Source organism: Microcoleus sp. CAWBG640 (assembly GCF_020883015.1).
Lineage (GTDB): Bacteria > Cyanobacteriota > Cyanobacteriia > Cyanobacteriales > Microcoleaceae > Microcoleus > Microcoleus anatoxicus.
In genome coordinates this window covers 1-26,500 of the sequence record NZ_JAHRFC010000065.1, presented here as the reverse complement: position 1 = coordinate 26,500, position 26,500 = coordinate 1, and the positions used below count along the sequence as shown (strand labels likewise).

Sequence of the window (26,500 nt, the reverse complement as noted above, 5' to 3'; positions counted from 1 at the left end):
TCCATGATGAACAATTCGCTGATCTGTGGTTTTGCTAAGTAGTGGAGGCATCGCGCTCAGATCCAGTCTAGAATTTATCTTGATTGTAGCTCATATTTAACAATTCAACCGCAGATGAACGCAGATAAAATTACCTCAGCGTTCATCTGCGTTCATCAGCCTGAAGGGGCGATCGCAAAAACACCCCTAGGAATCAGCCCGCAACTTATCCAAAACAGTCCGATCTTCCAAAGTAGAAGTATCTCCAGTCACCTCCAAACCAGCAGCCAAAGAACGCAACAAACGCCGCATAATCTTCCCGCTACGAGTCTTGGGCAAAGCATCAGTAAATCGAATTTCTCCCGGACGGGCGATCGCCAGTAAATCAACCAAGGTTATCAATCTGGGTAAAGCAACTTATCTTCAACTTTTAAATTCCTAATTTGTTCGCGAATCACATCGGTTTTTGTTCTACCGCTGTTCGCGCAATAAGCTTCTAGGCGAAGCATTTCTACTTCAGGCAGTCTGATGGTTAGAACTTTAACATTTTTACTCATACTGCAATTATACTAAAAAATGCAGTACAATTCTAGCATAGAAATGCGCCTTGGCAGAATGTTGCCGCACCATGCCAAGACGACTTCCCCGAAGTTGAAGGTCCAACAAAGGAGCTACTTAATTATAAAAAAACATTCGGCAAGCGGAAAACTCTGAGTCTTTAGACCTGAGATGCAAGCGGCACGGGCGGTTTCAACCGCCTTGAATCTTTCTTAATTCGTAACATTTAAAAGCAGAGAAAGACGTTAAGATGTAAGCAAGGAGGTGAGGAAGATTGTTGACAAACTATGTTTATAAGTTGCGCCCCAATCGAACACAATCATCGAAAATGTCTGCTTGGATAGATATGCTGCGAAGCCAGTATAATTGGTGTTTGGGTGACAGAATCTGTCAGTACAGCCAGCAGTTTATCCAAGGCGATTACTGTGACATTAGAACGAAAGGCGAAGCTTCACCATTGACCTGTTTCGTAAGTAAAAGTGGCGCAACTGGAAATCCTTGGAAAGACTCTAAGCTTGACAAAGAGGGCAAAGCTAGAAATCCGCGTCGAAGTGCTGGTGACATTCAGATTACAGCATTACCTGAGTTAAAAATGGCTAGACCTTGGTATAGTGGAATTGACTCAACAGTTTTACAACAGAATGTCAAACGCTTAGACATTGCCTACAAAAACTTCTTTGAAGGCAGGGGATTCCCGAAATTCAAAAACCGCAGCAATTTCACATCCTTTACTTTCGTAATGGGAGTAAAAATCAAGGGTAATAAAATTTACCTACCAAAACTGGGTTGGATGCGGTTTTACAACTCTCGCTCAATCCCAGATGGGTTTACCATCAAGGCTTGCGCGGTTAGAAAACGCCAGAATGGCTGGTATGTTTCTATTAGAATAGAGGATAAATCCGTACCCGAATACAGTGCTACTGCTGTTGGCGATAACCCCAAAGTAATAGGTTGCGATTTGGGAATCACTAAACTGGTTCATCTTTCTGATGGATACCAAATTAAAAATCCCAAGCTTTCAACGAATAAAAAGGCTAAGCGGACTCTAAAAATCAGGCAAAGACGGGTTAGTCGGAAAACTAAGGGGAGTAAAAACCGCAAAAAAGCAGCTATTCAAGTTGGAAAGTTCCATCAAAAAATTAGCGATAAGCGTCAAGCATATCAATGGAAAGCTGCGAATTTAATAGTATCTCGTAACGTCGATGTGATTGCCATAGAAGATTTAAATATCTCTGGGATGATGCGTCGATGCAAGGTAAAAAGTGATGAGAAAACTGGAAGGTTTCTGAAGAACGGGCAATCCAGAAAAAAGGGATTGAATCGTGCTATCTCCGATGCAAGTTGGGGAGATTTGGGATTAAAGATTGAGTATCTAGCTGCAAAGCAAGGAAAAATCGTAATCAAAGTTAATCCCAAACATTCTAGTCAAGAATGCAGGAATTGCGGTCATATCGACAAATCAAATAGAGATGGTGAAAAATTCATCTGTGTAGAATGTGGATATCACGAACACGCCGATATTGGCGCTGCAAAAACGATTGGAGATCGAGCTTTGAAAATGGTACGCGGGGACTCCGCGAAACCTGGTGTTCAACACCTAAACGCCCAAAAGATATCACCACGCCGGACAGGCAAACGTGGTGAGTTTGGGAACCTGAGCAATCAGGATATTAAGAACGAAATTTCTTAAGAATCTCAGCGTCTTTAGACCTGAGAGTGTCAAGATTCAAGATCCTGAAAAAGAACCAGAACGCTGGGATGAGCCGATTTTAGCCGATAATCCCAAGCAAGCGAAACAGGAGTGTCAAAAACGAGCCGATCGCTACCAGGTTGAATTAGAATCTGTAACTCAACCTCGAAAAGTCGAAAATCGCCCTCAAGTGTACCGTTGCAACTACAAGGAGAAAGAATAATGGCTGTTTTGGAGTGCGTAAAACCGGGTGCTCAACTCGGTCAAATAATTCTTGCCGTCGATTTGACAGTTGCCGGCGCGATCGATCGCATCTTAGCAACAATTCAAGACTTAGGATATGACCCAGAAATCCGTCATATCAAATACCCGTCAGGAGTTCACGTCTTAGCAATTCTCAAAGACGAACAGCATTCTCAAGCAGTCGATGATGATTACTTGTTAGAAGAATGGCTGCAAGTCAGGTCGCAAATTAACCCGGATGCCGTTCATTTATGGCGCGGTAAATAAGCTGTTTTTGCTAGATCGGTGAATCGGGAAACGTAAAAGAGCGATCGCCTAACCTAACTTTAGTATGCAGGCGATCGCTGCACCCACACTCAAATATTACTTGCGATCGATGATCGATGCTCGATCGCAAGCAATAAAAGCTTAAATCTTTCATACATAAGCTGTAACTAAGCAACTGCATAACCCGTATGAGGTCTGACATCTGCTGGATGAAATCCTAAAACAATCGAATCCTTGGGAATTCCAGCAGCTACAAGTTCTTTAGTCACGCCGTATTCTGTCTCATCTCGCTGTACCCAAATCTTATTGTCAATAATATCTATATGAACCAAACAGCCGTGAATTCGTTTGGCTTTATCCCATCCTAAAGTAACTAGCAGGTAACTGTCTGAGTTGTCATCAAACACGGCTTTACAAATTATATCGCCGTGAGAGTAAGGAATTTTTGTATAGGGTTCCAGGACTATTTTAATCGTAGTTCTGAAGTTAGCTAAAGTATCCATTTTACGATCGCCTCTTGATTTGGATCGAATACAATCAGCTTGAGATTTTCGTCTTCGATCATTAATTGACCGATCGGTTCTTCAAATAGAGATTCATAAGTAATATCGCGAACAGCCAGATAAAGCGTATGTTCTGGATAAGTTCTTTGAAGAACAGACCGATAAATAGTAAATTGTCCGATCGCATCTCTCAAGTCCTGCATTTCTGAATCGCTGACAAAGCTTTTGACTTCCACAGCAATTTTCTGTTCTCCTCGTTCTGCTGCTAGCACCTGTTTTGCTCCCAGATCCACATACATATCTTTTTTACCCCATTTCAGATGGAGAGGATCGTGAGTAATTATCCAGCCATCATTGAGGAGAGATTTTTTGACTGTATTGTGGTAGAGGTCTAAAGCGGGCATAAAACAAAACGAGCAAAATAAGACTTCATGGTTATATGATAGCAAATTATCATGCAATTATCTTAAACTCTAACTAAACCGCAGATGAACACAGATGTAAATCTTATCTGCGTTCATCCGCGTTCATCTGCCTACATCTGCGGTTAAACACCCCTATAAATCAGCCCGCAATTTATCCGAAGCCGTTTTATTTCAGAAGTAGTGTTGTGGCCTATTGAGAGCTATACTCACCAAATGTTGTCACATACCCCTTAACAGTAACTCCCAGATCTAATTCCTCGTGATGAATCAGTAGGTTAGATAATTGGGCTATCAAAAATTCAATCTCGCGACGGTTCTCAAAGGAGAGAAAAATACTGCTACCTTCACCCTTAATAATCACAGTTGGAATATCACTGTCGTCTAACTGTGAATCAATATCTGGGATTATTTGTCTGATTTGCTCTTCAGTCCACATCTGACTCATTCCTCTATCTCCCGTTCAAAAATACAGCGGTATGACTTACCACTCTTATTGAGAATGACACCGCAGAAAGTGCAGCGCCCTTCGCCTCTTAATTCATTATACTCTGCCAACTCACGGCAGCGACGAATAGCAGCTTGCCGATCGCTAGTAGCAACGATTGTGTCTGCATCAAGCCAAACTTTATTTTCAGGGTTTTCTAACATTCCTACACTCTACATTGCCGTAAATATTGCACCATTGTCAATAAACCCAAAACAACCCGGTTTCTGGCTATTGTGCAAGATTTAAATTATACCTAAAAATTAAACCCAGATGAACGCATATCTAATCTTATCTGCGTTCATCTGCGTTAATCAGCCTACATCTGCGGTTGCAAAAATACTCTTAGGCACCACCCCGCAACTTATCCAAAACCGTCCGATCTTCCAAAGTCGAGGTATCCCCAGTCACCTCCAAACCAGCAGCCAAAGAACGCAACAAACGCCGCATAATCTTCCCGCTACGAGTCTTGGGTAAAGCATCAGTAAATCGAATTTCTCCCGGACGGGCGATCGCCCCAATTTCCTTCACAACGTGCTGCTTCAATTCCTTAGCCAATTCATCGCTAGGTTGCTGTGAATTTTCCAGCGTCACAAACGCCACAATTTCTTCACCCTTAATCTCATCCGGTTTCCCCACAACCGCAGCTTCCGCCACCGCTGGATGCGATACCAAAGCCGATTCAACTTCCATCGTACCGAGTCGATGTCCGGCCACATTAATCACGTCGTCAACGCGGCCCATTACCCAGAAATAACCATCTTTGTCCTTGTGCGCGCCGTCCCCTGCAAAGTACACGAATTCGCCATCTTTCGGGTGCAAATATTCCCAATAAGTGCGACGGAAGCGATCGGCATCATTGTAAAGAGTGCGCATCATTCCCGGCCAAGGATGTTTCACCACTAAATAACCGCCGCTTTCGTTAGTTACAGGTTCGCCATCTTGGTTAACAACATCGGCAATAATTCCGGGGAAAGGAAGGGTTGCAGAACCTGGTTTTGTCGGAATTGCACCGGGTAAAGCAGTAATCATAATGCCACCAGTTTCAGTTTGCCACCAAGTATCCACAATCGGACAATTCGATTTTCCAATTACCCGCTGATACCACATCCAAGCTTCAGGATTAATCGGTTCGCCGACAGTTCCCAACAACCGCAAAGATGACAAATCTCTGGCATTTGGCAAGTGTTCGCCCATTTTCATAAACGTGCGAATTGCGGTTGGTGCAGTGTAGAAAACAGTGACACCATATTTTTCAATGACATCCCAAAAACAGCCTGGATTAGAAGGGCGAGGAGCACCTTCATACATTAAAGTTGTCGCACCGTTGGACAGCGGCCCGTAGACTATGTAACTGTGTCCAGTAATCCAGCCGACATCAGCAGTACACCAGTAAACATCGGTATCTTGGAGGTCGAATATCCACTTGGTTGTCATGTGGGTATAAAGGTTATAACCCCCCGTTGTATGGACGACACCTTTCGGTTTTCCGGTACTTCCAGAAGTGTAAAGAATGAATAGCATATCTTCACTATCCATCGGTTCGGCTGGACAATTTGCCGATGCACCTTTTTGCAAATCGTGCCACCAATGATCGCGCCCTGGTTCCATGTGAATTTGCTGTTTGGTGCGCTGAACTACGAGGACGTTGGTAACGCTAGGAACGGCATCATTTGCTAATGCTTTGTCTACTTGTACTTTGAGGCCAACTGCTGCATCTTTGCGGAAGCCGCCGTCAGCGGTGATGACGAGTTTGGCTTGGCCGTCGTTGAGGCGATCGCGCAAAGCTTCAGCACTAAATCCGCCAAACACCACGCTATGTACTGCACCGATTCTCGCACAGGCTAACATGGCGATCGCAGCTTCGGGTATCATTGGCATATAGATACCGACGCGATCGCCTTTTTCCACTCCCAAATCCTTGATTACGTTAGCCATTTGGCAGACTTCGCGGTGGAGTTGCGCGTAGGTGAGGGTGCGCGAATCTCCGGGTTCGCCTTCCCAAATTAGGGCGGCTTTATTTTTTCGCCAAGTTGTTAAATGTCTGTCTAGACAATTGTAAGAAATGTTAATTTTACCATTCACAAACCATTTAGCAAAAGGTGGCTGCCAATCGAGTACGGCATCCCATTTTTGGAACCAGTCTAATTCTTGGGTGGCGAGTTCGGCCCAGAATGCTTGGGGGTCGGCTTTGGCTTTGTCGTAGAGGGCTTGGTACTCTTCTAGGCTTTTGATGTGAGCTTTTTCGGAGAATTCAGCAGGCGGCTGAAACAGGCGTTTTTCATGCAGAATTGATTCGATCGTATCTTGTGACATCGTTCTTAACTTTAATTTTGGTTAGTCTTTTTAGCTATTGTGTGCATAAGTTGGCACAAAAGTATGTTTATTTTCCTTAAGACTTTGGAGAATTTGGTAAGTGTTGGGGATGTGTTAGAAATTACGGTAGCGGTAAATGCTCAATTTTATCTTGGTACTCATCATCAAATGATCCTTGATAAATCAAAATTAGCTCGTCAATATTTTGACCAATACTCAGCTTGGAATTCAGGATAAATATTCCTGGTATATGACAATTTTGCTCTAGATGATCTATTAAATGAACTGGCATAGAGCGACGGTTGTTGGTAACAAGAATGAAATTGTGGATTTCGCACCAAATAAGAATTTCTGGATCGAGAGTGCCTTTGGAAGGTGCTGTTAGTTCTCCCACTGCTAGAACAACCAGATCGGGATTGCGCCTGCGAATTTGGTTAACATATGCAGGATCGACATTTTCATCAAACAGATACTGGATTGCCATCAGCTTTTCTCATTACATCTCTTGCTGCTCTTAGTTTGCGGATTTTTTCATACACTGGACGAGGATTGCGACGTTGTTCTTCTCGCATTTTTTCGCCCCATTCTAGCCCTTCGGTTATGTACTTACCGACTGCTTCTTTGTTGTGCAGGTAATACAAAATGGTTGCATAAACTTGTTCCAGGGTGAGGGATGTATAAATGTTAGCGATTTCTTCGGGAGTTCGAGCGCGAAACAGGTATTCATAAAGAATTGTTTCGATGCCGATCCGAGAACCTTTGAGCCGAATATCATCTGGTCTTAGGAAGTTGAAATAGTCTTCTAGTTTCGTGGTTTGGTGGTTGGCTTCATGAGATTGCTTGTCTTCATTAATTTCTGTTGCTTCTGGAACCATGACAATTACTTCGACTCGGCTATTGCGATATAACTTGAGAGGTTCATCAACGCACAATTGTCCTCGATCGTCGATCGTTGCCATCACTTTAATTGCTTTCATACAATCTACCCGATTTACAGGAGCGATATCTGGTAAGATTATATCATAACAAATTTGATGGTAATACTTTTATAATTTACATTAACAGCCGATCGCACAAAAGCCATGACCCAAAATTTAGAAGCAAGCCAACTTTCGCTAAATGACGTTCGTCACCTTCTCAAACTCCAAGAGTTAGAAGGAGAGGGCTTCAGTGATTTTTTCTCTCTGGAACCTCTGACAGAATCAGAACAACAGGAACTATTGAAACTTAGAAATGACTTTCGACGATACCTATCAGCAGGAAAAATTTCAGAAGAACTCGTTAAGTTTTTAGTGCTTTCACCGTTGATGAGATTAACAGGATTTTTTGAGATTCCGATCGTGCTGACAATGGAAGATAGCATACCGATCGAAGTTGAGGATGGGGATACTTTAATTAAAGGGCGGTTGGATATTTTAGCCGTAAATCAGCCGGATGCAGAGCTCGCGGCGACACAGTTTTGGATTTTGGTGGTGGAGGCGAAAAATAGTGCGATCGCCCCTTTGGCTGGTTTGCCACAATTACTGAGTTATACTTATAAAAGTTTGCAGCAGCAATCGTCTGTTTGGGGATTGACTACGAATGGGGAAAGTTATCGGTTTGTGAGGGTGACGCGGGGGAATCCTTGTACTTATCATATTTTACCGGAATTGAATTTGATTGACAAAGAGCGATCGCTTTTGTTGGCGCAAGTGTTGAAAGCGATTTGCAAGTTGCAGAACGTGCAGTTACAGTTGGCGTAAAATGATACAATTAGTTGCTTATCGATTATCCTGTAGATAGGCGACAGTTTGATGAATTACCAAGTTGAGTTTAAGCCGAAAGCGGTCAAAGATTTAGAATCTTTGCCAGCAGAGGTACAAAACCGAGTTTTGACCAAGATTGAGTTAATGCAAAATAACTTGGCAGGAGATGTGAAACGCTTAACTAATTATACGCCCGAATATCGGTTGCGGGTAGGAGATTACCGAGTTTTATTTGAAATAGAGGGAGATGTTTTGGTAATCTACCGCGTCAAACACAGAAAAGATGCTTACTCTTAAACGATTGGAGGAAATACCCATGATTCAGTTACATCCTGAGTTTATCACCAAAAATGGCAAAAAGGAATTTGCGGTGATACCTTACGAAGAATTTGAAGCACTGCAAGAATTAATTGCTGATCTAGAAGATTTGATGGATTTGAGGGAGGCTAAGGAAGAAGACGCAAATCAGCCTTCTGTGTCGCTAGCAGAGGTGAAGAGACTGTTAGGATTACAGACATAAATTTGCTGTCAATATTCTGGTAGTGTAGGGTTGTACGATCGCTCTTATTAGCCCAAGTCTTGAAAGCGATTTGCAAGTTGCAGAATGTGCAGTTGCAGTTGGCATAAATTTTGCTTCCAAAGGAATTTGCTAGGTGAAGAGAATGTTAGGATTTTAGGCATAAATTATATACCATTTCCTCACTTGCCAGCCAAAGCCATCAAATATTTCGCGTGAATTTCTACCTCAGTTGCCAAAAACTCACTAAAGCTCTCATGGCTTTTAATAAAAGAAGTTTGATTAGTCCCTTCGCAGTATGAGTAAGTCGGGGGATCTGCGCCTTCTGATACTCTAAAAAAGCTAAATTGATAGCCCTGGTGCATCAAGAAAATAAAGGCATCCTCTGGTAAAGATTCAGCAAAGTTATTTTCCTGCAATAACTCGACAGCCCACTCTTGCAGTTGAGGTAAATTATTAAAAAAACAGTCCGAACCCCGCAAGAATTTACCAGCACTAGACCCCATAGATAACAGAAATTCCTGATAGCATCGGGGCAGAGAAATCCCCAACTGTTGCTCGATCGCAATTACCTCATCGCAGGTACAGCCTGCGAGTTCATCTGGCTTCACGAGTTTTAGTTCTATCAGTTGCTTTTTGACTCGATCTAAATACATAGCTACTACATCCTTTAAGTTTTGCAAGACTTATGCAGCATTGATGGAATTGTCAAGGTTTAAACTTTTAGAGATCCCCTTTCAAAATAGGGCTGTGCGTAAGTTATGCTTCAATACGGTTCAGTTAGTGCTAAAAAAACGATCGCACGTAGGTTGGGTGGAGGAACGAAACCCAACACAATCGCTAGAATTCTCCTTAGCTGAACCGTATTAAGTTATGCTTAGCTTACATTGTATCGTTTACCGTCAGTCTGATGTTGGGGAACCGCCTGCGAAATTGCTCTATTACGTCGCAACAGGAATCACAGGGTTCTCTTTCTGTCCATAAATTTACTCTGCCTTGAACCTCCGGTGTTTGAATATATCTCAATCCCAATTCCTCAAGTAGTTTACGTTCGCTATCATAGGCTCGTGAATGTCCGGGTGGGACTTCAAAAGTCTGAAATAATGGCTCGTCTGGTAAACCAACTGTTCCGGGACGAGTCGATCGACCGCTGACGGCTATCAATTCGCCGCGATCGTTTTCAATCAGGAAGTCTGCAACAGCAATATTTTTATAAGCCGATACTCCTAGCTCTTCTCGAATTTGGCTAATACGATTCGCCCATTCTTCCATATGGATCTCTTTATCTTTTACAATACTTCCCCAGATTACCAAAGGGATGAGGGGACAAAGTAGGCGAAATTTATCGGTTTGTGCGGGTGACGCGGGGGAATCCTTGTACTTATCAGATTTTACCGGAATTGAATTTGATTGACAGAGAGCGATCGCTCTTGTTGGCACAAGTGTTGAAATGGATTTGCGGCGTTGCAGAATGTGCACTTGCAGTTGGCATGATGGTTGGGAATTCAGGAAGACGAACTAAGGAAATATACATGATTTAATTACTTCCTGAGTAGAGTTCCAAAAACTAAAAATTTGTGGCAATATAGATTTATACCACCATCAACTGTATCATGCTTTTAACTGAAATAGTAAATTTTTTAGGCAAACCGTACTTCCAAGCCCCTAACTGCCTAATTTATCAGATGGACTGCTTAGAAGCAATGTCAAAGCTCCCTGATGAATGCGTCAATCTTACTGTCACCAGTCCCCCCTATAACATTGGCAAAGAATACGAAAAAACACTACCACTTGATAAATATTTAAACTGGTGTGAAAGCTGGATAAGTGAAAATTATAGGCTAATCCTTCCTAACGGCGCTTTCTGGCTCAACTTGGGGTATCTATCAATTCCTAATCAAGCTAAAGCTATCCCAATTCCCTATCTACTTTGGGACAAAATTCCTTTTTACCTAATCCAAGAAGTTATCTGGCACTATGGCGCTGGGGTTGCTGGTAGTAAGTTCTTTTCACCGCGCAATGAAAAATTTCTTTGGTATGTTAAAAACCCTAAAGACTATACCTTTAATCTAGATGATGTGCGCGATCCCAATGTAAAATATCCTCATCAAAAAAAGAAGGGCAAAATTAAAGTCAATCCCCAAGGCAAAAATCCGACTGATGTTTGGGAATTCCCTAAAGTAACTTCTGGTAAAAATAGAGCATCAAAAGAGCGAACATCTCACCCCGCTCAATTTCCTAGTGCTGTTATACAGAGAATAATCAAAGCTTCATCCAACCCAAATGAAGTCATTTTAGACCCTTTTCTGGGTTCAGGAACTACAGCGGTTGTTGCTTTAGATTTGCAGCGCACTATTATCGGATTTGAGATTTGTCAGGAATACTGTGATTTAGCAGCCAACCGAATTGATGATTTTCTCAGACAAAAGCAGATTAGTAAAGCTCAATTATCTTTATTTTAAAGAGTGTAAATTTTGCTCAATAGGCAATTTCAGCAACTTATATCGCTCTACATCAGGGCTTAATTTAGCTTGCTGACCAGTGGCTGAGGTCTGGATTTTTTGCCACATAAGCAAGATATCGGTGACTGCACTCCAAAATCTACACACTATGAGTGTGATTTGTGATTAAATAAAAACAGCAAGCCCATAGTCAGACCAAGCAGAATTAACTTGATGCCATCACTTTAATTGCTTTCATAGTTACTTCAGCTAATCTAGGGTGTGATAAATGGAATTCAATTGCAAAAAATAGCATTCTCAATTTTATATAAAAACCAGATTACCAAAAAGTTTAATGAAGTGCGATAACTTTATGGGAAACTAAAAAATAGTCCATAACTGGCAATAGCTGACCGCGAAGTCGTGACCCAAAACCAACCTACCAAACTGGAAGCTCATCAGCAAGTCAAATTAAAAAGTATGGAAATTGAAAAAGCTGGACACCATGCGTTAGAGCTTTTTAAGTTTGATCGCAACCAAATCGAAGCCTTGCGGGTAGCTATTGGGGCGGCAGAAAGTTTACAAAAATCGACGCTAAATCATCCCTCCGTTACCACCTATCCCTTTACCAGTCCCCTGTTGGCCTTGCAGGTGATTCTCTCCAAAATTCGCGATCGCCATCAGTTTGTCGGACATCGGAGCACCGTCAGGAGTGTCTGTTTTAGCCCCAATCAAGATGCGATCGCCACTGCATCACAAGACGGCACCGCCAAATTGTGGGACTTACAGGGTAATTTACTGGCAGACTATAGCGGATATAAAGGGAATTTACTCAAAGGCGAAGCAGATTTTGTGGAGTTAAAAACTCCGATTTATAGTATTTGTTTTAGTCGGGACGGGAAGTTTTTAATAACTGGTTCCCAGGATGGAAAGGTGCGGTTTTGGCCCGTGGAAACTTTGGATGACTTGTTGGTGAGGGGGAGGGAATGGCTTGGTGAGAAATTTTAACGCCTGCAATTGACGTAAATTTTAGTTTCCCAAGTTTAAGCAATGATACAAGTCAAAGACTAGCCAGACTCTTGCAAACATTTATTTATGTTCGCACTTGCCAAGCTTTGGGATCTCTCCGACTGTGAAAAATTGCTGTGACAATCACCCGACTTGATACAATCCGATAGTAAACAGCATAAGGAAAGCGACGAACCACAGATCGCCTAACATCACGATAGACAACTGGATATGATTCTGGCATCTGGCAAATTCGATTTAACGTCTCGTCCACAGAGTCCAAAAAATCGTCGCCAAGTCCTACCTGCTGGCTTTCGTACCAATTGTAAGCCTCATCGAGTTCTTCACGAACTTCTGGCCGAAACACTAGCGCATAATTCATGGGCGTCTTTTTATCGAAGCTTTAATTTGTTCCCAAGTCATTACATCATCTGGATTAGCTTCGGAATCGCTAATCCGCCGATCCAGTTCTTGTTTTTGTATTTCTGTAAGATTGGGGTAAGCTTGCTCTGCTGCGATGCTATCCCAAATTGCTTGTACGAGCCGAATTCGGTCTTCAATACTGAGCGATGTAATTTGATTCAACGTGACAGTGAGATCCATACTAATTAACCTGGAGGAAACAGTGGGCAATTGGTACACTTAAAAATATAGCAGATTTATTGCTCCTATTCATTACTTTCTGTCACTTCGGGAATCAGCACAATTACTTCTACTTTGCTATTTTGCTCTAAATTTAACGGTTCATCAATGCACAATTGCCCTTGGTTGTCAATCGTTGCCATCACTTTAATTGCTTTCATAGTTAGTTAATTCAGGTAATCTAGGGTGTCAGAAATAGATTGATGTCTAAGGCTAGTGCCACGATCGCCTTTTTCAAGAATACCAAAAAGTTTAATGAAGTGCGATAACTTTATGGGAAACTAAAAAATAGTCCATAACTGGCAATAGCTGACCGCGAAGTCGTGACCCAAAACCAACCTACCAAACTGGAAGCTCATCAGCAAGTCAAATTAAAAAGTATGGAAATTGAAAAAGCTGGACACGATGCGTTAGAGCTTTTTAAGTCGGACGGCCACCAAATAGAAGCCTTGCGGGCCGCTATTAAGGCTGGGGAAAATTTAAAAACATGGATGCTAAATCATCAGGCCGTTACTACCTATCCCAGTACCAGTCCCCTCTTGGCTTTGCAGGTGATTCTCTCCAAAATTCGCGAACGCCATCAGTTTGTCGGACATCGGAGCACCGTCAGGAGTGTATGTTTTAGCCCCAATCAAGATGCGATCGCCACAGCTTCCATTGACGGTAGCGCCCAATTGTGGAACTTGCAGGGTAAGTGTTTGGTGACTTTTAGCGGACACAAAGACTGGGTAAATAGTGTTAGTTTTAGCCAGAAACAAAATGCGATCGCCACTGCATCCGATGACAAAACCGCCAAATTGTGGGACTTACAAGGCAATTGTTTGATGACTTTCACCGGCCATAACGACTGGGTAACTAGCGTCTGTCTTAGCCCCACTGTGGCCGCGCTGGTGACGGCTTCCTATGACGGTACTGCCAAATTGTGGGACTTCCAAGGCAACTGTTTGGTGACTTTCAGCGGACATCAGCAATCGGTAACAAGTGTGTGTTTTAGCCCCAAGGGAGACACCCTGGCCACTGCATCCTACGATCGCACCGCCAAACTGTGGGACTTCCGAGGCAACTGTTTGGTGACATTCAGCGGCCATGATGGGTGGGTAACTAGCTTGAGTTTTAGCCCGACAGGAAATGCGATCGCCACAGCATCCTACGACGGTACTGCCAAATTATGGGACTTAGAAGGCAACTGTTTAGTGACATTCAGCGGCCATGATAGTTGGATTACCAGCCTCAGTTTTAGCCCGACAGGAGATGCGATCGCTACCGCTTCTAACGATCGCACCGCCAAACTCTGGGACTTACAAGGCAACTGTTTGGTAACATTCAGCGGCCATGATAGTTGGATCACCAGCCTCAGTTTCAGCCCCACAGGAGATGCCCTTGCTACAGCATCCAACGATCGCACCGCCAGATTGTGGCACTTACAAGGCAACGATTTAGTGACTTGTAGCGGACATCAAAAATCAGTAAATAGCGTTAGTTGTAGTCCCTATCAAGATAGAATCGCCACAGCTTCCAATGACCGCACCGCCAAATTGTGGAACTTCCAAGGCAAATGTTTAGTAACTTTTATCGGACACAATGACTGGGTGACAAGCGTTAGTTGCAGCCCCAATCAACCTAGAATCGCCACTACTTCCAGAGACGAAACTGCAAAATTATGGAACTTCCAAGGCAAATGTTTAACGACTTTTATCGGACATTTTGACTCTGTATGGAGTGTCGGTTTTAGCCCAAAGGGAGATATAATTGCCACTGCTTCTAGAGATGCTACTGCCAAATTATGGAACTTGCGGGGCAAATGTTTGATGACTTTCACCGGACATCAAAGCTGGGTAACAAGCGTTAATTTTAGCTCAAAAGGAGATACAATTGCCACTGCTTCTAGAGACGATACTGCAAAATTGTGGAACTTTCAAGGCAAATGTTTAGCAACTTTAATCGGACACCTTGACTCTGTATGGAGTGTTTGTTTTCACCCCCATCGAGATGTCCTTGCTACTGCCTCTAATGACGGTACTGCAAAATTGTGGGATTTCTATGGCAACTGTTTGGTAACATTCACCGGACACGATGGACCTGTCTTGAGTGTCTGTTTTAGCCCCACGGGAGATACACTGGCAACTGCTTCAATTGACCGCAGTGTTAAATTGTGGGACTTGCGGGGGAATTTATTGGCAGAGTATCGCGGTTATCCGGGGAACTTGAGCCACGGGGAGGCAAATTTTGTGGAGTTAAAAACTCCGATTTATAGTGTTTGTTTTAGTCGGGATGGAAAATTCTTGCTATCTGCTTCAGAGGATGGAAAAGTGCGGTTCTGGTCAGTAGAAACATTGGATGAATTGTTAGTCAGAGCTAAAAAATGGCTGGATTAGATATCCCATAAATTACCCAGATTCGCAATTATTCATCTCTCTCTTCTCTAACTCTGTGTCCTCTGCGCCCTCTGTGGTTCAATCCTCTAAAATCCGGTATAATCACAATTATAGGGGCGGGGCTGGTTTATATAATTAGTCAATACTTATTAAATATATCGGCGAACCACCCCCTAGGGAACGACCGATAATAAAATTCTGAAACAACCGTAAACCACATAATTTATAAAATTGTTAAACATTTGTAAAATGCCCGTGACATAATATCAAAAAAAATCTAAAATAAAAGACAGCTCGACCCTAACAATGTAGGTGAGAAAATGTCTGAACTTAGACAAAATCTAATTACCAGAGATTGGGTAATCATCGCCACTGAACGGGCAAAAAGACCGGATCAATTCGCCAACCACAAAAAAACAACAGAATTTCTGCCCTCCCACCGCGCCGATTGTCCATTTTGTGTGGGAAATGAGGAAGATGGAACTTTGGAAACTTTCTGTTTGGGCGATCGCGCTGACTGGAAAGTTAGGGCAATTCGCAATAAATATCCCGCCCTTTCCCCAACCGCAGAAGGATTGAGAATTTCATCGGGAATTCATCGCCGGATGTCGGGAATGGGGATTCACGAAGTCATTGTCGAACATCCGCGACATGATTTGACGACAGCATTGTTAAGCATTGAAGAGGTTGAAAATATACTTGTAGTATATCGCCAGCGTTATTTAGAAATTAGAAAATATCCTCATATTGAAACAATTATTATCTTCAAAAATCATGGTGAAAGTGCCGGAACTTCTCTCGAACATCCTCACTCGCAGATAGCAGCTACCCCTGTTGTTCCCAGTCAGTTTCGCAGCCGGATTGATGAAACTATTAGATATTTTGATGATACGGGAGAGTGTTTGTTTTGCCGGACTTTGGAAGATGAATTAGCGGCTGGTGAAAGAGTGATTTTTGAGAGTAAACATTTTGTGGCTTTTATCCCTTATGCTGCGCTTTCACCGTTTCATATTTGGATTTTTCCCCGCCGCCATGCTTCGTCCTTTGATGATATTACCGATCCAGAGATTTCTGACTTGGCTGATACTTTGAAAACTGTACTGGCTAAGCTTTATTACGGATTGAATAATCCCGATTACAACTATAATATCCGCTCAGTGCCGACGGCGGAACAGGGTACTAAGTATTTTCACTGGTATATTGCGATTATTCCCAGGGTTTCTAAGCAAGCTGGGTTTGAGTTGGGTAGCGGAATGTTTATCAATACTGCTTTACCGGAGGAAAGTGCTGGTTTTTTGCGATCGATCTTAATTCCTATCGATTCGCCCTAACCGTGGGCGGGCGAGTACAGGGGCACTGCCGCCAGAAAAAAGGTGGCGTAAATGTATCAGGGAAAGCAACTACTTATAGTGGCCCTATTCCCAACGGCATATTCCCTATATCAAAATAAACCTTCAACGTACTGCCAGTAGTCGTCGCTAAAACTAGCTTTTAATATTTCTCTAATCTTGATGTCGATAGCTAATTGACTCTCACCGGGCTCGCCACTATCGCCGATTTCCCAGCCCCCATCCGAGAAATTTTGTTGGAGATGGGAGAGTTGATGGGCAAAATTGGCCAGAAAATGATGTTCGTTTACCCATTCTGCCGGATCGGGTATTGCTGAACTAGCAAAGGTGCGATCGACTAAATTATTGTTGAAACCATTGTCAGTCTGGTTTTGCATACTTCTGTTGATCGAGAACTTGAATTCGCAGCTAATTAGTCACTCATTCTATCTTAATCTTAACGCTGAATTTCCTAGAGCGATCGCGATCGGTCCGTGGAAGTGATATATTTGGTTCTTTTTGGCGATCGCGATCGAATCTCCTTTTGACCTTCCTATGCTAAACTGTGTGGCGCTAGATTTTAATCTTAAAAAATCTTAGTTATGGCAGTTCTATTTCTTTTATGAATATTTTTTAATTAACCGCAGAGTTCGCAGAGGCCGCGGAGTAAGAGAAGGAAAAAAAAGAAAGAAGATTGCATTCGATTCTTAAATTTTCGATAACCTTAGTCGCCTAAAATTAAAAATCTCAAATCTCAATTAATTTTTCTCTTCCTTCTTCCTGATGTTGATACCCCTACCCGACGACTTAGAAAATCCTGCTAATTACCCTCGTAACCCTTGGTTTTTTTCTATCTTGCTTTTAATTGTCCTATTGTTTGGTTTAATTATGAAATCTTACCTAGACCAACCCCAACTTTTAACCGATCCATTTCTGCAACTCCCAACAGCAAACTCCGTGCGAGTTGTCTGGTTTACCGAATTTCCAGGTATTAGCAACAAAGTCATTTATGGCGAAGAATTGAATCAAAGTGCGATTGCAACTACCACCAAACTAAGTCGCACTCGCGAAGACAAAGACTCCTACATTTCAGATATTCATAAACGTGGCATTGTTGATAACAATTCAATTGTTCGCGATATCTGGCGTCATGAAGCAAAAGTTGCCAATTTAATTCCCGGTGTTACCATTCCTTATTTAGTGACCAGTGAAAGAGTAGACAACCAATCAGTCAGCAGCAAAATTTTCACCCTTTCACCAACACCAATAGTAGGGACTCCCCTCCAAATTCTCCTGACTTCCGATCATCAACTGATGCCAATGACAGCAGCAAATCTCCAAAAAGTAGCTGAAACAATTGGCAAAGTTGATGCCGTTTTCATGGCGGGCGATTTAGTTAATATAGCCGATCGCGCTTCTGAATGGTTCGATGACGTCCGCGGCCGCGCTTTCTTTCCCTGTTTGCAAGGGCGCGGCTTCTCTCAACTCGACAAAAACGGCACCCAAACAATATACACCGGCGGCGAACTGATTCAACACGCACCTTTATTTCCCGCCATTGGCAACCATGAAATTATGGGCCGATTTTCAACAGTTAGCAAACTCAACGACCAATTCAACGATCCTTTTCCGCGCGCTGCTGCCGAGAAAATCTACCAATCCCAAGCTGAAAAGTCAGCCGTAAAAGACAAAGATACTTGGCTAAAAAACCATACTTTTAATAACGATACCTATAGGGAAATTTTCACTCTTCCCGGTGACAAAAATTACTATGCTGTGACTTTTGGTGACGTGCGGCTAGTGACTTTGTATATTACGAATATCTGGCGAACTCCCAACCTAGACCCCGCTGCCAAAGGCAGATATCGGGAACGTAACGAAGATTTTAATAATTTTGAAAAATGGGGCTATGGACAGCATATTTTTGAGCCTATTGTCAAGGGTAGCCCTCAATATAATTGGCTGCAAAAAGAGTTAAATAGCCCCGAATTCCAACAAGCAAAATATAAATTTGTGATGTTTCATCACCCGCCCCATTCTCTAGGCGATAATATTGTACCTGCTTATACTGACCCAGTGCAAATAATCGATCGCGATGCAGAAGGTACAATTAAGATGATACGTTACGAGTACCCAAAAAAACAAGATTATATTATTAGAGATGTTATTCCGCTGCTAGAAAAAGCCAAAGTACAGTTAGTATTGTACGGACATTCCCACCTGTGGAATCGGTTTGTCGGTGCCAGCGGAATGCACTTTTTAGAGACTTCTAATGTTGGCAACAGTTATGGCGCTTTCTTCGGCGAAAAACGCAGATTCGTGCCACCAGCCTATGATGAAGATTACAGTGCAACAGGAGATCCCAACGGTTTAAATCCTGCGATCCCAACAATTGCGCCGCTATTAGCAGATGGCAAACAACTGCCATATATTGACAGTAATGATATTACAGTTTTCAGTATTTTTGATACCGGTGATGGTGTTGTGACTAGCTACTATTTTGATACCAGAAAACCAGAATCAGAAGTGGTAAAATTTGACGAATTTAAGTTAAAAAGTTCATCAACCAGCCTGTAGGGGGGGTTTAGGAGATTGTTGGTGTACGTTAGTAGTAAATTTTGATGGATTTAAATTCAAAAAATCATCGATTGTTCTCAATTAATTAAGGCTGACGCACAGCCGCTACAAAAATTTATATGTAGATGCTGTGCGTAAGTTCTATAATCACTAAATAAACTTTCTTGCTTCTGCTAAAGCTGCGTCAAACTTGAGCAATACATCCTCTTCAGTATGAATCAGTTTCTCCTGTTCCAGCAGCGGCCTGCCGAAGCGAAAAATACCATCCTGTTCTACGTGATCTACATACGGTATGGTTTCTGGATGTGGCAAAAACTTTCTACCAATGGTGTACGGCGTGTGGTAAGAAAAACTAAAATCAGGAAATTTGTCACTCTTGATTTCCAGATAATAAAGGGAATAATAATCTTTGGTTTCGCAGTAAACGCAGTCGCGACACTTATTTACCAGTTTGCGGTTTTGATAGAAAAAATCCCACTTGTCCCAATAGTAATCATCTTTCATCATTTCCTGGTGGTCGTCACAAAGTTCGAGATACAATTTGTCAGCATCGTGGGGACGATAAAAGTAGAGCATGGCGTAGGGCATTTCAATCAGTACCTTGACTGCTTGATTTTTGCGCTGATACCATTGCTGCCGATGAATTTCGTAAATTTCGTTATCTTCAATAGCTTTGGCGCTGTTAAGCTGATTTTCTTTGGCCCACCGCGAAGCCCAAACTGTCCAGTAAGCTAGCTGGAAAGTTGCAGAAATTTCAGCAGAACCTTGTTCTTCCCAGTCGGCAATAATTTTTGACCAAGCTGAACTAAAAGCTAATCGGGAGTCTGCCTTTTCTTGCTGGCTTTCTCGACTGATTGGGATGGCTGTTTTACGATTATTCTGAATCTGCCCTTTTGGTTCGTTTCGCCAACTATTGATATCGGTTTGTGAGAGAGTCAATATGAATCTTCTGTCGTGAACGGGATATTCTAAATGAATTCCTGATTTGAGGAAAGTGCGATATTCTAAAACAGGGAGTTTGCCTTGTTCAATCCATTGTTGGCGTTCTTTTGAGGAACATTTGAGCAGTTTTTCTAATTCTACTGGCTCGACGGCTAATTCACTTTTGAATGTCTCCCAAAATCTTTCTTGTTCGGCTGGGTTTACCTCCAGCACGGATACAATTGTGCTGACGAGGTGGTCTGTTTTGTCTGGGCAATTGTCAGGGAGTCCTAAAAATTCGAGTAGTTGGGCTTTGAGTATGCGTCTGGAAGAGATTAGCGAGGCTAACATGAGAAGCTCCAGTAGAGTCAGAACTTGTGCCCTTGTTGAATTTGCAAGATTTGCACAAGTCTATATATCTTACGGCAATTTAAGACTCGATCGCCCGTAATTCCCACTCAAATCAGCATAAATACTCAAATTTTGTGACAACGGTCGATCGACCCCGTAGCTAAAAGCGATAATTGCGCTGTCGCACCCACAGACTCACAGGCACTGCATGACCTGTTTTGTCCACCTTCACTTCTACCACAAAAGATTCCCGCTGTGCCCTTTGAGCTTCCCCAATCTCCTGATTGACCTTTTCCCTTTCATTTTCTGGCATATAATAAGTTTCCAAACCATATTCCATCTGCCAGCCATTATATTTACCCTGAATGGCGATTTGATTTGCAGGTAAATTGGGGGGATTTTCTAAACTAACACGGACTGGTTTCCAAGCTTGGGGACGACCAGCATTAGTCTGGGTTTTTGGCGATTCCAAAATCACATAAAAACTGGTTCCCGACTTGACCTTGTAATTCTTTGATGGTGGGCAAACAACACCGGATGGACAAGGTTTGTTGTCGCTTGGTAACTCTTTCCATCCCGGTAATTTTTCCAGATTGTTTTGCTGAGAAATATCATAACTCAAAACTTGGTAATATCCGCGCATTAAATCGTAAGGGTCTACTGGTACTGTTTGCAAAACCACTGTTTTACCAGTGACAAAAGTGTAAACTGCCGAAGCTGGTACGGTGATAATTAGTCCAATTTGGAGCAATAAAGGAATCCACATTCGCCACGCGGGAATACGTTTGGCTTCCGGGGGAAGCTGAAACAAATTTGTTTGTTCTGGATTTTCAGTTAATAAGTCAATGTTGTTGGTGTTCATATTTATCTAGGGGTTATGTTGTTGAGGGTTGTTTCGGAATTATTAAACCAGAGAGAACGCAGAGTCCGCAGAGGAAGAGAGAGAGATGAATGATTTTTATTCGTCTTTGATGGTGGCGAAGTGTCGCTCGAACCACAAACCAGCGGCAATTACACCAATGCCACACAGCACAAATACAAAAGATTTCAGCAATAATTCTGTATTGTATTCAAACAATCTGCTGATAATTTGTAAAGTTACCAATACCATCCCGCCCCAAAAACTCCGGCGGTTTCCTAGTGCTAAACCTTCTCGAATTAAACCCACCGCTAGCAGAAATAATAAAACGTTAAACAGAAAAGTTGCTAATTGGGGGAGAGGAGAAACATTGAGATGGTAAAACGGTATTAAGGCGCTGATGACGATCGCAATGGCGATCGCGCCTGTGGTCAAATCCACTCCTTTTTGTTTTGGTCGGCGCAGTTCCAAACGTCCCAAATGCAGCCACTCAAACACCGTTAAAGCACCCAAAAAAACTACATTTGTCAAAACACTCCAATCCAGGGAAATCTGCGAAGGAGCGGGGGAATCTTGCCACAGCCAGTGGAAGGAAAAAAAGTAAAAAAGACCAGCCAAAAATATCAATGCTAAACTGCGGGTGGTAGGTTGAAACAGTCTGCTGTGTATATTCGGCCACATTGCATCGTCGTATCCCCACAACAAAGCGGGTGGTAGGGCGCAAAAAATTGCAGCGCCCCAGCTTGGATTTAACCCTTGGACTATGGAAACTTGTAGGGAAAAAATGAGGACGATCGCACCTAGGGCAAAGATAGCACGCGATCGACACCAGTAAGCCAGTGGTATAAACATGATACTAGCTGCGATCGGCATTTGTCGCACCAAAACTTCCAGCCAAGAAAACTCGACTTTAGAAGACCAATCTAACACAGCCAGCCAATAACCTAAACCGACTAAAAGTGCTGACAAAACGCCCAAGGAAGTCAAGCGCAAACTGTAAGCCATTCCGAGCACGCCGATTCCCCAAGCAAGGAAAAGTCCGTAGGAAGAACCGCCAATATGAAACATCTGCGCCATCAAAGCCATATTTGCTCCTAAAATCAGAGCGCCTAATAGCAACAATCCCTCACCTAAAAGTTTGTTTCGCCCTTTGGTTGGGGGCATATTTGGATGGGAGTTTGTGCTGCGGGATGGGGGAATTCGCCATAGATAGAAACCTGCGGTATTAACTGCTACGAATAGGCTCAGTAGTAGTGTAACTCTGGCTTCCCGCGGCCAAACTTGCCAGTTAGCTGCTACAAAGGTGATGACTCCTAGGGCTAGGAGAATGCTGCCGAGACTGATGAGAATGCCAAGGAATCGGTTGCGCGAGGCGCTTTCGAGGGTGTGGAATTGGTAGCGATCGGCAAGTTGTTGGTATAATGAAGTATCGATGAGTCCTTCTGCTTGCCAGAGTTTGGCTTGCGATCGCAATTCTCGTCGAAATTGATCTGAAATCATGGTGTATATTCCAGAGGATTTGAGCGGTGATAGCTTTCAATATGTCAGCGATCGAGTAATTGTAGGTGGAAGGTGGGACACCTGTGGAAGTTGCACAGCAGATTTGATACGAAATCCTGTAGTTAGGAGACGGCACTGCCCATTGGTGTCAACTTAAGCCTGAAAGCCATATAAATGTAGCTCTTAGGCAAAGTCTAGATCCCCCTAAATCCCCCTTAAGAAGGGGGACTTTGAAAAGACTCTTGTCCCCCCCTTCTTAAGGGGGGCTAGGGGGGATCTGGATTTAATAGTCAAACAGCAATCTCTGACTGGATTTGAGCTTAAGTTGACACCAATGGGCACTGCCAATAGGTGTCAACTTAAGCTTGAAACCCTTGGTATTTCTTGCTTTTACCTAAGTCTAGATCCCCCTAAATCCCCCTTAAGAAGGGGGACTTTGAAAAGACTCTTGTCCCCCCCTTCTTAAGGGGGGCTAGGGGGGATCTGGATTTAATAGTCAAACAGCAATCTCTGACTGGATTTGAGCTTAAGTTGACACCAATGGGCACTGCCAATAGGTGTCAACTTAAGCTTGAAACCCTTGGTATTTCTTGCTTTTACCTAAGTCTAGATCCCCCTAAATCCCCCTTAAGAAGGGGGACTTTGAAAAGACTCTTGTCCCCCCCTTCTTAAGGGGGGCTAGGGGGGATCTAAGTTTAATAGTCAAACAACCATCTGTGACTGGGTTTGAGCTTAAGTTGACACTAATGGGCACTGCCGTGTCCCTACAATTAATAAGGAATGTAATATTATGGTACAACTTAAAATTAAAAATTTAACTTTTAACGAGTATCTTAACTACTCAGATAACACCGATAATCGCTATGAATTAATTGATGGAGAGTTAATCGCTTTGCCGCCAGAATCTGAACCTAACAATTTCATTGCCAACTATCTATTTTTCTATTTAGCTAGCAGCGGGCTAGTGCCACTTAGACTGATTAAAACTCATAATTGTGAGGTTCAAGTTGCTGTTTTGCGATCGGGAGATGCCGCCAATCGTTACCCAGATTTGATCATTCTGGAACCCGAACACATTCCGCTGACACCAAACAGGTTAACTATTACCTTTGATATGTTGCCTCCTCGGTTGGTTGTGGAGGTAGTTAGTCCGGGTAGGGTGGGTAGCGATCGGGATTACGAGCGCAAACGAGCTCAGTACGCAGCGCGGGGCATCGCAGAGTATTGGGCGATCGATCCAATTGAACAAGTCGTGACGGTTTTGCGGCTTCAGGAGGGGCAATATGTTGAGGTTGGGGTATTTCGGGATGGAGAGGCGATCGTATCTCCAATGTTTCCACAGCTAAATTTGACGGTTCAACAGATTTTGAGTGGAGAGGTTTAAGGGCGGCTCAATTTAACAAGTGCTAGTACACCTAATATCAAATCTAAGCTTGACTTAGAGTGGTTTTCTAGCAATTTACCAGTGCTATCGAATACATTGGACAACTGCCCGTAAAGAAATTTCGGGAGAAGTGTATTGGGATACAGAGAGACAACTTCTCTGAGTCCGTATGACGGAACAAACTGTTTTGTATTGAGTCCAGCAACTACATCGTTGTAATAACAGATGAAAGCATAGGAAACTGTTATTAGTTCATCCAATCCTCTTTTTTCAATGGATTTTATGATATTCTGAACTCTTTCCACATCATGTCGGTTTAATAAACCAGCGTCGTAAGCAGTAGATACAGAAACCAAGAGGGAGTCTAGACCTGTCATCCTTTATCCTCCAATATGGGAAGTAGTCGTGAACCACTATAGTAGGCTGACAAAACCGACAGTAGTATTGATTTAAGGTAGTCAAAAAAGAAAATAATTACAACTTTACCTTTTATCGCGACGCCGATGCGTTTTTCTCGCAATCAATGACACTCTCCAAGAACTTCTTGACAAGGGGTAACGACAGACTAAAAAAAATTACCCCCTCAAAAAAACACCTACCCCTAGGCGCAAATTTTATCCATCAACCCGATTCAAATTCCAGTCGTAAGGCAAAAAAACGATCGCACATTCATCACTCACCGCCACATCCGCACCCAAATAACCACCCACATATCCAGCCACCGAACCCGCCGCCTTCACAAAATCCTCACCGTACCACTTAAAAATCTTGCTCAAATAAAGAGTCTTTTTCTCAGCATTGTACAGCACCTTATCGGGATTGTGAATAAAACGATTCGCCTCTATTTCCAGTTGAGTTCGTACCGACTCTGGGAAATAAGCCCCCTGACGCAACATCGGACATCCAACCGCAGCGCAAACCAAGGCAAAATGGATGCGCGGTTCCCTAAATTCCCGGCGCAAAATCCCGTGTTCGATTTGATTGAGACTGTACTTTTTGCCTGCAATTGTATAAGTTGAACGGGTGAAAAATTCCAAAAAGCTCAGCCAGTTGGGAATTCCCAAAACTTTGGGACGAATTGACGCGATCGGATATACTTCAATAACTTGAGAAATCGCGATCGCATTATAGACATTCAGCCACAAAGCCAGCCGCTCATTCGCATCCGTCACAGCCGCCAAATCCACATCCGCCAAACTTTCCAGCCATTGTCTCAAAACATCCGCCGACTCAGCTTTCCAGCGCCCATAATTCACACGGCCGAAATCGTCAACATAGGTGTTTAGCAAATTGTCCCAAGTCTTAAATGCGATCGTATTTATCAACATAATGAAACTGAGCCCCAAATTATAGATTTCATGGTCTTTATCTTCTACAATTTTAAAATATTCTCAATTTAAACTTCAACTGCGATTGATATAGCAATCCTAAATCAGTCATAAATTTTTTTACCCCACCCCAACCCTCCCCTTACCAAGGGGAGGGAGTAAGAAACTCACAAATGATTTAGGATTGCTATATATCTTCCGCCAAAACTTCTATCCCAATTTAAACAGCCAATTCTATTTTTTCAATTACCATCCCCCAATACCCATGATTAATCACACAAACTTCTGCGATAAACTGTTAGCGGCGATTGAAACCAATCAAAGTTTGTTATATTTAGCCCTCGATCCCGAACCCCAAAGCTTTCCTGTAGCAGTTTCAGTGACGGGGGAGAACAATCAAAGTTTTTTAACTGATTTATTGGCTAAGACTAAATTTGCGATCGACCAAACAGCCGACTTAATTTGTGCTTGCAAAATCACCCTCGGTTTTTACCAATCTCTCGGCATTCCCGGCCTGGAATTGCTGCAACAAATTTTAACAATTATTCCTCCTCACATTCCCGTAGTTTTAGATGCCAAACACTGCGATTTAAACACCAGTACAGTATTTGCCAAAAGCGTATTTGAAGATTGGCAAGTTGACGCTGTGACTTTAAGTCCCTATGCCGGATTCGACCAAGTAGCGCCATTTCTATTATATCCCGGCAAAACAGTTTTTGTCCTCTGTGCCACGGCCAATCCCTCCGCCGCCATTTTCCAAGAATACCCAACACCAGAAAACCCTTTCTACTTGCAATTAGTCCGCATTTCTCAAACTTGGGGAACTCCTGAAAAAGTTGGTTTAGAAGTAGGAGTAATGCCGGATATGTTGGCCCGCATCCGCAAAGCTGCTCCAGAACGGCTGATTTTAGTGGAAGGAGACATTGCAGCAGAAAATGGTATCGCAGAAGCAAACGACCTCTCTCAACTGCTGGCGGCTGGTTTAAGCAAGAATGGTGAAGGTTTATTGCTACCAATACCTGCCAGTTTATTCGCGGAGTCAAATCCCCGCGAAGCAGT

Annotated in this window: 34 protein-coding genes; 13 read left to right on the top strand and 21 right to left on the bottom strand. The window is 42.8% G+C overall.

The window, feature by feature from the left end; all coding sequences use genetic code 11:
* Positions 1-186 precede the first annotated feature (186 nt).
* Both AAFP11_RS23595 and AAFP11_RS23590 read right to left on the bottom strand, forming a co-directional pair.
* Positions 187-372, bottom strand: coding sequence for a hypothetical protein (locus AAFP11_RS23595; RefSeq protein ID WP_341739217.1), 186 nt, complete (start codon positions 370-372; stop codon positions 187-189).
* Between the two features lie 5 nt (positions 373-377).
* Positions 378-536: a hypothetical protein gene (locus AAFP11_RS23590; RefSeq protein WP_293339280.1), complete on the bottom strand. Its 159-nt coding sequence runs from the start codon at positions 534-536 to the stop codon at positions 378-380.
* A 275-nt stretch (positions 537-811) separates the two neighbouring features.
* Between AAFP11_RS23590 and AAFP11_RS23585 the strand changes: the two genes are divergently transcribed.
* Together AAFP11_RS23585 and AAFP11_RS23580 are read left to right on the top strand one after the other, a co-directional pair.
* Positions 812-2,227: a transposase gene (locus AAFP11_RS23585; RefSeq protein WP_341739216.1), complete on the top strand. Its 1,416-nt coding sequence runs from the start codon at positions 812-814 to the stop codon at positions 2,225-2,227.
* Positions 2,228-2,449: 222 nt separating this feature from the next.
* The gene (locus AAFP11_RS23580) at positions 2,450-2,737 is read left to right on the top strand and encodes a hypothetical protein (RefSeq protein ID WP_341739215.1); all 288 of its coding nucleotides are present in this window, start codon (positions 2,450-2,452) and stop codon (positions 2,735-2,737) included.
* Between the two features lie 10 nt (positions 2,738-2,747).
* Here the strand turns inward: AAFP11_RS23580 and AAFP11_RS23575 are convergent, their stop codons facing one another.
* The 8 genes from AAFP11_RS23575 to AAFP11_RS23540 form a co-directional block, all read right to left on the bottom strand.
* A complete protein-coding gene (locus AAFP11_RS23575; RefSeq protein WP_341739214.1) occupies positions 2,748-2,891 on the bottom strand; it encodes a hypothetical protein in 144 nt (47 codons plus the stop codon).
* A 13-nt stretch (positions 2,892-2,904) separates the two neighbouring features.
* Complete coding sequence (locus AAFP11_RS23570; RefSeq protein ID WP_341739213.1) at positions 2,905-3,240, bottom strand: XisI protein; 336 nt, start codon at positions 3,238-3,240, stop codon at positions 2,905-2,907.
* Entirely contained in the window at positions 3,228-3,644 is a 417-nt protein-coding gene (locus tag AAFP11_RS23565; protein ID WP_340523242.1) for an element excision factor XisH family protein, read from the bottom strand. The genes AAFP11_RS23570 and AAFP11_RS23565 overlap by 13 nt, the downstream gene beginning before the upstream one ends.
* 211 nt (positions 3,645-3,855) lie before the next feature.
* On the bottom strand, positions 3,856-4,110 hold the full coding sequence (locus AAFP11_RS23560; RefSeq protein WP_340523243.1) for a hypothetical protein: 255 nt from the start codon (positions 4,108-4,110) through the stop codon (positions 3,856-3,858).
* The gene (locus tag AAFP11_RS23555; RefSeq protein WP_333104262.1) at positions 4,107-4,313 is read right to left on the bottom strand and encodes a hypothetical protein; all 207 of its coding nucleotides are present in this window, start codon (positions 4,311-4,313) and stop codon (positions 4,107-4,109) included. The genes AAFP11_RS23560 and AAFP11_RS23555 overlap by 4 nt, the downstream gene beginning before the upstream one ends.
* 181 nt (positions 4,314-4,494) lie before the next feature.
* Positions 4,495-6,465, bottom strand: a complete 1,971-nt coding sequence (acs, locus tag AAFP11_RS23550) for an acetate--CoA ligase (RefSeq protein WP_341739212.1) — start codon at positions 6,463-6,465, stop codon at positions 4,495-4,497.
* A gap of 121 nt (positions 6,466-6,586) precedes the next feature.
* Positions 6,587-6,949 (bottom strand): DUF5615 family PIN-like protein, encoded by a 363-nt coding sequence (locus AAFP11_RS23545; protein ID WP_341739211.1) that lies wholly within the window; start codon positions 6,947-6,949, stop codon positions 6,587-6,589.
* Entirely contained in the window at positions 6,927-7,319 is a 393-nt protein-coding gene (locus AAFP11_RS23540; protein WP_341739218.1) for a DUF433 domain-containing protein, read from the bottom strand. The genes AAFP11_RS23545 and AAFP11_RS23540 overlap by 23 nt, the downstream gene beginning before the upstream one ends.
* A gap of 228 nt (positions 7,320-7,547) precedes the next feature.
* Between AAFP11_RS23540 and AAFP11_RS23535 the strand changes: the two genes are divergently transcribed.
* The 3 genes from AAFP11_RS23535 to AAFP11_RS23525 are packed head-to-tail and all read left to right on the top strand — an operon-like array spanning position 7,548 to position 8,730.
* Positions 7,548-8,207 carry a restriction endonuclease subunit R gene (locus AAFP11_RS23535; RefSeq protein WP_341739210.1) on the top strand — a complete coding sequence of 220 codons (660 nt, stop codon included), beginning with the start codon at positions 7,548-7,550 and terminating at the stop codon, positions 8,205-8,207.
* A gap of 51 nt (positions 8,208-8,258) precedes the next feature.
* Positions 8,259-8,507, top strand: a complete 249-nt coding sequence (locus AAFP11_RS23530) for a type II toxin-antitoxin system RelE/ParE family toxin (protein WP_333367514.1) — start codon at positions 8,259-8,261, stop codon at positions 8,505-8,507.
* A gap of 19 nt (positions 8,508-8,526) precedes the next feature.
* On the top strand, positions 8,527-8,730 hold the full coding sequence (locus AAFP11_RS23525) for a type II toxin-antitoxin system prevent-host-death family antitoxin (protein WP_341739209.1): 204 nt from the start codon (positions 8,527-8,529) through the stop codon (positions 8,728-8,730).
* 179 nt (positions 8,731-8,909) lie between these two features.
* Here AAFP11_RS23525 and AAFP11_RS23520 read toward each other — a convergent pair whose 3' ends face one another.
* Both AAFP11_RS23520 and AAFP11_RS23515 read right to left on the bottom strand, forming a co-directional pair.
* A complete protein-coding gene (locus tag AAFP11_RS23520) occupies positions 8,910-9,383 on the bottom strand; it encodes an SMI1/KNR4 family protein (RefSeq protein WP_341739208.1) in 474 nt (157 codons plus the stop codon).
* 226 nt (positions 9,384-9,609) lie between these two features.
* Complete coding sequence (locus AAFP11_RS23515; protein ID WP_340551361.1) at positions 9,610-9,999, bottom strand: deaminase domain-containing protein; 390 nt, start codon at positions 9,997-9,999, stop codon at positions 9,610-9,612.
* An 86-nt stretch (positions 10,000-10,085) separates the two neighbouring features.
* Between AAFP11_RS23515 and AAFP11_RS23510 the strand changes: the two genes are divergently transcribed.
* The 3 genes from AAFP11_RS23510 to AAFP11_RS23500 all read left to right on the top strand — a co-directional run bounded on the left by AAFP11_RS23510 (position 10,086) and on the right by AAFP11_RS23500 (position 12,176).
* Positions 10,086-10,268 carry a hypothetical protein gene (locus tag AAFP11_RS23510; RefSeq protein WP_340551362.1) on the top strand — a complete coding sequence of 61 codons (183 nt, stop codon included), beginning with the start codon at positions 10,086-10,088 and terminating at the stop codon, positions 10,266-10,268.
* Between the two features lie 162 nt (positions 10,269-10,430).
* On the top strand, positions 10,431-11,189 hold the full coding sequence (locus AAFP11_RS23505) for a site-specific DNA-methyltransferase (protein WP_341739207.1): 759 nt from the start codon (positions 10,431-10,433) through the stop codon (positions 11,187-11,189).
* Between the two features lie 402 nt (positions 11,190-11,591).
* The gene (locus AAFP11_RS23500) at positions 11,592-12,176 is read left to right on the top strand and encodes a hypothetical protein (RefSeq protein ID WP_341739206.1); all 585 of its coding nucleotides are present in this window, start codon (positions 11,592-11,594) and stop codon (positions 12,174-12,176) included.
* Positions 12,177-12,261: 85 nt separating this feature from the next.
* Here AAFP11_RS23500 and AAFP11_RS23495 read toward each other — a convergent pair whose 3' ends face one another.
* From AAFP11_RS23495 to AAFP11_RS23485, 3 genes are all read right to left on the bottom strand, one after another.
* Positions 12,262-12,558, bottom strand: a complete 297-nt coding sequence (locus AAFP11_RS23495) for a type II toxin-antitoxin system RelE/ParE family toxin (RefSeq protein WP_341739205.1) — start codon at positions 12,556-12,558, stop codon at positions 12,262-12,264.
* Complete coding sequence (locus AAFP11_RS23490; RefSeq protein ID WP_341731505.1) at positions 12,555-12,779, bottom strand: addiction module protein; 225 nt, start codon at positions 12,777-12,779, stop codon at positions 12,555-12,557. The genes AAFP11_RS23495 and AAFP11_RS23490 overlap by 4 nt, the downstream gene beginning before the upstream one ends.
* Positions 12,780-12,844: 65 nt before the next feature.
* The gene (locus AAFP11_RS23485; protein ID WP_341739204.1) at positions 12,845-12,979 is read right to left on the bottom strand and encodes a hypothetical protein; all 135 of its coding nucleotides are present in this window, start codon (positions 12,977-12,979) and stop codon (positions 12,845-12,847) included.
* Positions 12,980-13,141: 162 nt separating this feature from the next.
* On the opposite strand from AAFP11_RS23485, the gene AAFP11_RS23480 reads away from it, so the two are divergent.
* The gene (locus AAFP11_RS23480; RefSeq protein ID WP_341739203.1) at positions 13,142-15,193 is read left to right on the top strand and encodes a WD40 repeat domain-containing protein; all 2,052 of its coding nucleotides are present in this window, start codon (positions 13,142-13,144) and stop codon (positions 15,191-15,193) included.
* 320 nt (positions 15,194-15,513) lie between these two features.
* Positions 15,514-16,524, top strand: coding sequence for a galactose-1-phosphate uridylyltransferase (gene galT / locus AAFP11_RS23475; protein WP_341739202.1), 1,011 nt, complete (start codon positions 15,514-15,516; stop codon positions 16,522-16,524).
* A 110-nt stretch (positions 16,525-16,634) separates the two neighbouring features.
* On the opposite strand, the gene AAFP11_RS23470 is transcribed toward galT, so the two are convergent.
* Complete coding sequence (locus tag AAFP11_RS23470) at positions 16,635-16,919, bottom strand: hypothetical protein (RefSeq protein WP_341739201.1); 285 nt, start codon at positions 16,917-16,919, stop codon at positions 16,635-16,637.
* Between the two features lie 385 nt (positions 16,920-17,304).
* Here AAFP11_RS23470 and AAFP11_RS23465 point away from each other — a divergent pair, with 385 nt between their 5' ends.
* The gene (locus AAFP11_RS23465) at positions 17,305-19,098 is read left to right on the top strand and encodes a metallophosphoesterase (RefSeq protein ID WP_341739200.1); all 1,794 of its coding nucleotides are present in this window, start codon (positions 17,305-17,307) and stop codon (positions 19,096-19,098) included.
* A 150-nt stretch (positions 19,099-19,248) separates the two neighbouring features.
* On the opposite strand, the gene AAFP11_RS23460 is transcribed toward AAFP11_RS23465, so the two are convergent.
* From AAFP11_RS23460 to AAFP11_RS23450, 3 genes are all read right to left on the bottom strand, one after another.
* A complete protein-coding gene (locus AAFP11_RS23460) occupies positions 19,249-20,370 on the bottom strand; it encodes a hypothetical protein (RefSeq protein ID WP_341739199.1) in 1,122 nt (373 codons plus the stop codon).
* Positions 20,371-20,530: 160 nt separating this feature from the next.
* Positions 20,531-21,232: a GDYXXLXY domain-containing protein gene (locus AAFP11_RS23455; protein WP_341739198.1), complete on the bottom strand. Its 702-nt coding sequence runs from the start codon at positions 21,230-21,232 to the stop codon at positions 20,531-20,533.
* A 96-nt stretch (positions 21,233-21,328) separates the two neighbouring features.
* Positions 21,329-22,729 (bottom strand): DUF2157 domain-containing protein, encoded by a 1,401-nt coding sequence (locus AAFP11_RS23450; protein ID WP_341739197.1) that lies wholly within the window; start codon positions 22,727-22,729, stop codon positions 21,329-21,331.
* A gap of 790 nt (positions 22,730-23,519) precedes the next feature.
* On the opposite strand from AAFP11_RS23450, the gene AAFP11_RS23445 reads away from it, so the two are divergent.
* On the top strand, positions 23,520-24,113 hold the full coding sequence (locus AAFP11_RS23445; protein ID WP_341739196.1) for a Uma2 family endonuclease: 594 nt from the start codon (positions 23,520-23,522) through the stop codon (positions 24,111-24,113).
* On the opposite strand, the gene AAFP11_RS23440 is transcribed toward AAFP11_RS23445, so the two are convergent.
* Both AAFP11_RS23440 and AAFP11_RS23435 read right to left on the bottom strand, forming a co-directional pair.
* The gene (locus AAFP11_RS23440; protein ID WP_341739195.1) at positions 24,110-24,490 is read right to left on the bottom strand and encodes a hypothetical protein; all 381 of its coding nucleotides are present in this window, start codon (positions 24,488-24,490) and stop codon (positions 24,110-24,112) included. The two genes, AAFP11_RS23445 and AAFP11_RS23440, sit on opposite strands and share 4 nt — an antisense overlap.
* Before the next feature lie 237 nt (positions 24,491-24,727).
* Positions 24,728-25,441, bottom strand: coding sequence for a DUF547 domain-containing protein (locus tag AAFP11_RS23435; RefSeq protein ID WP_341739194.1), 714 nt, complete (start codon positions 25,439-25,441; stop codon positions 24,728-24,730).
* A gap of 265 nt (positions 25,442-25,706) precedes the next feature.
* Here AAFP11_RS23435 and AAFP11_RS23430 point away from each other — a divergent pair.
* The coding region (locus AAFP11_RS23430) for an orotidine 5'-phosphate decarboxylase / HUMPS family protein (protein ID WP_341739193.1) at positions 25,707-26,500 on the top strand (794 nt) is incomplete at its 3' end.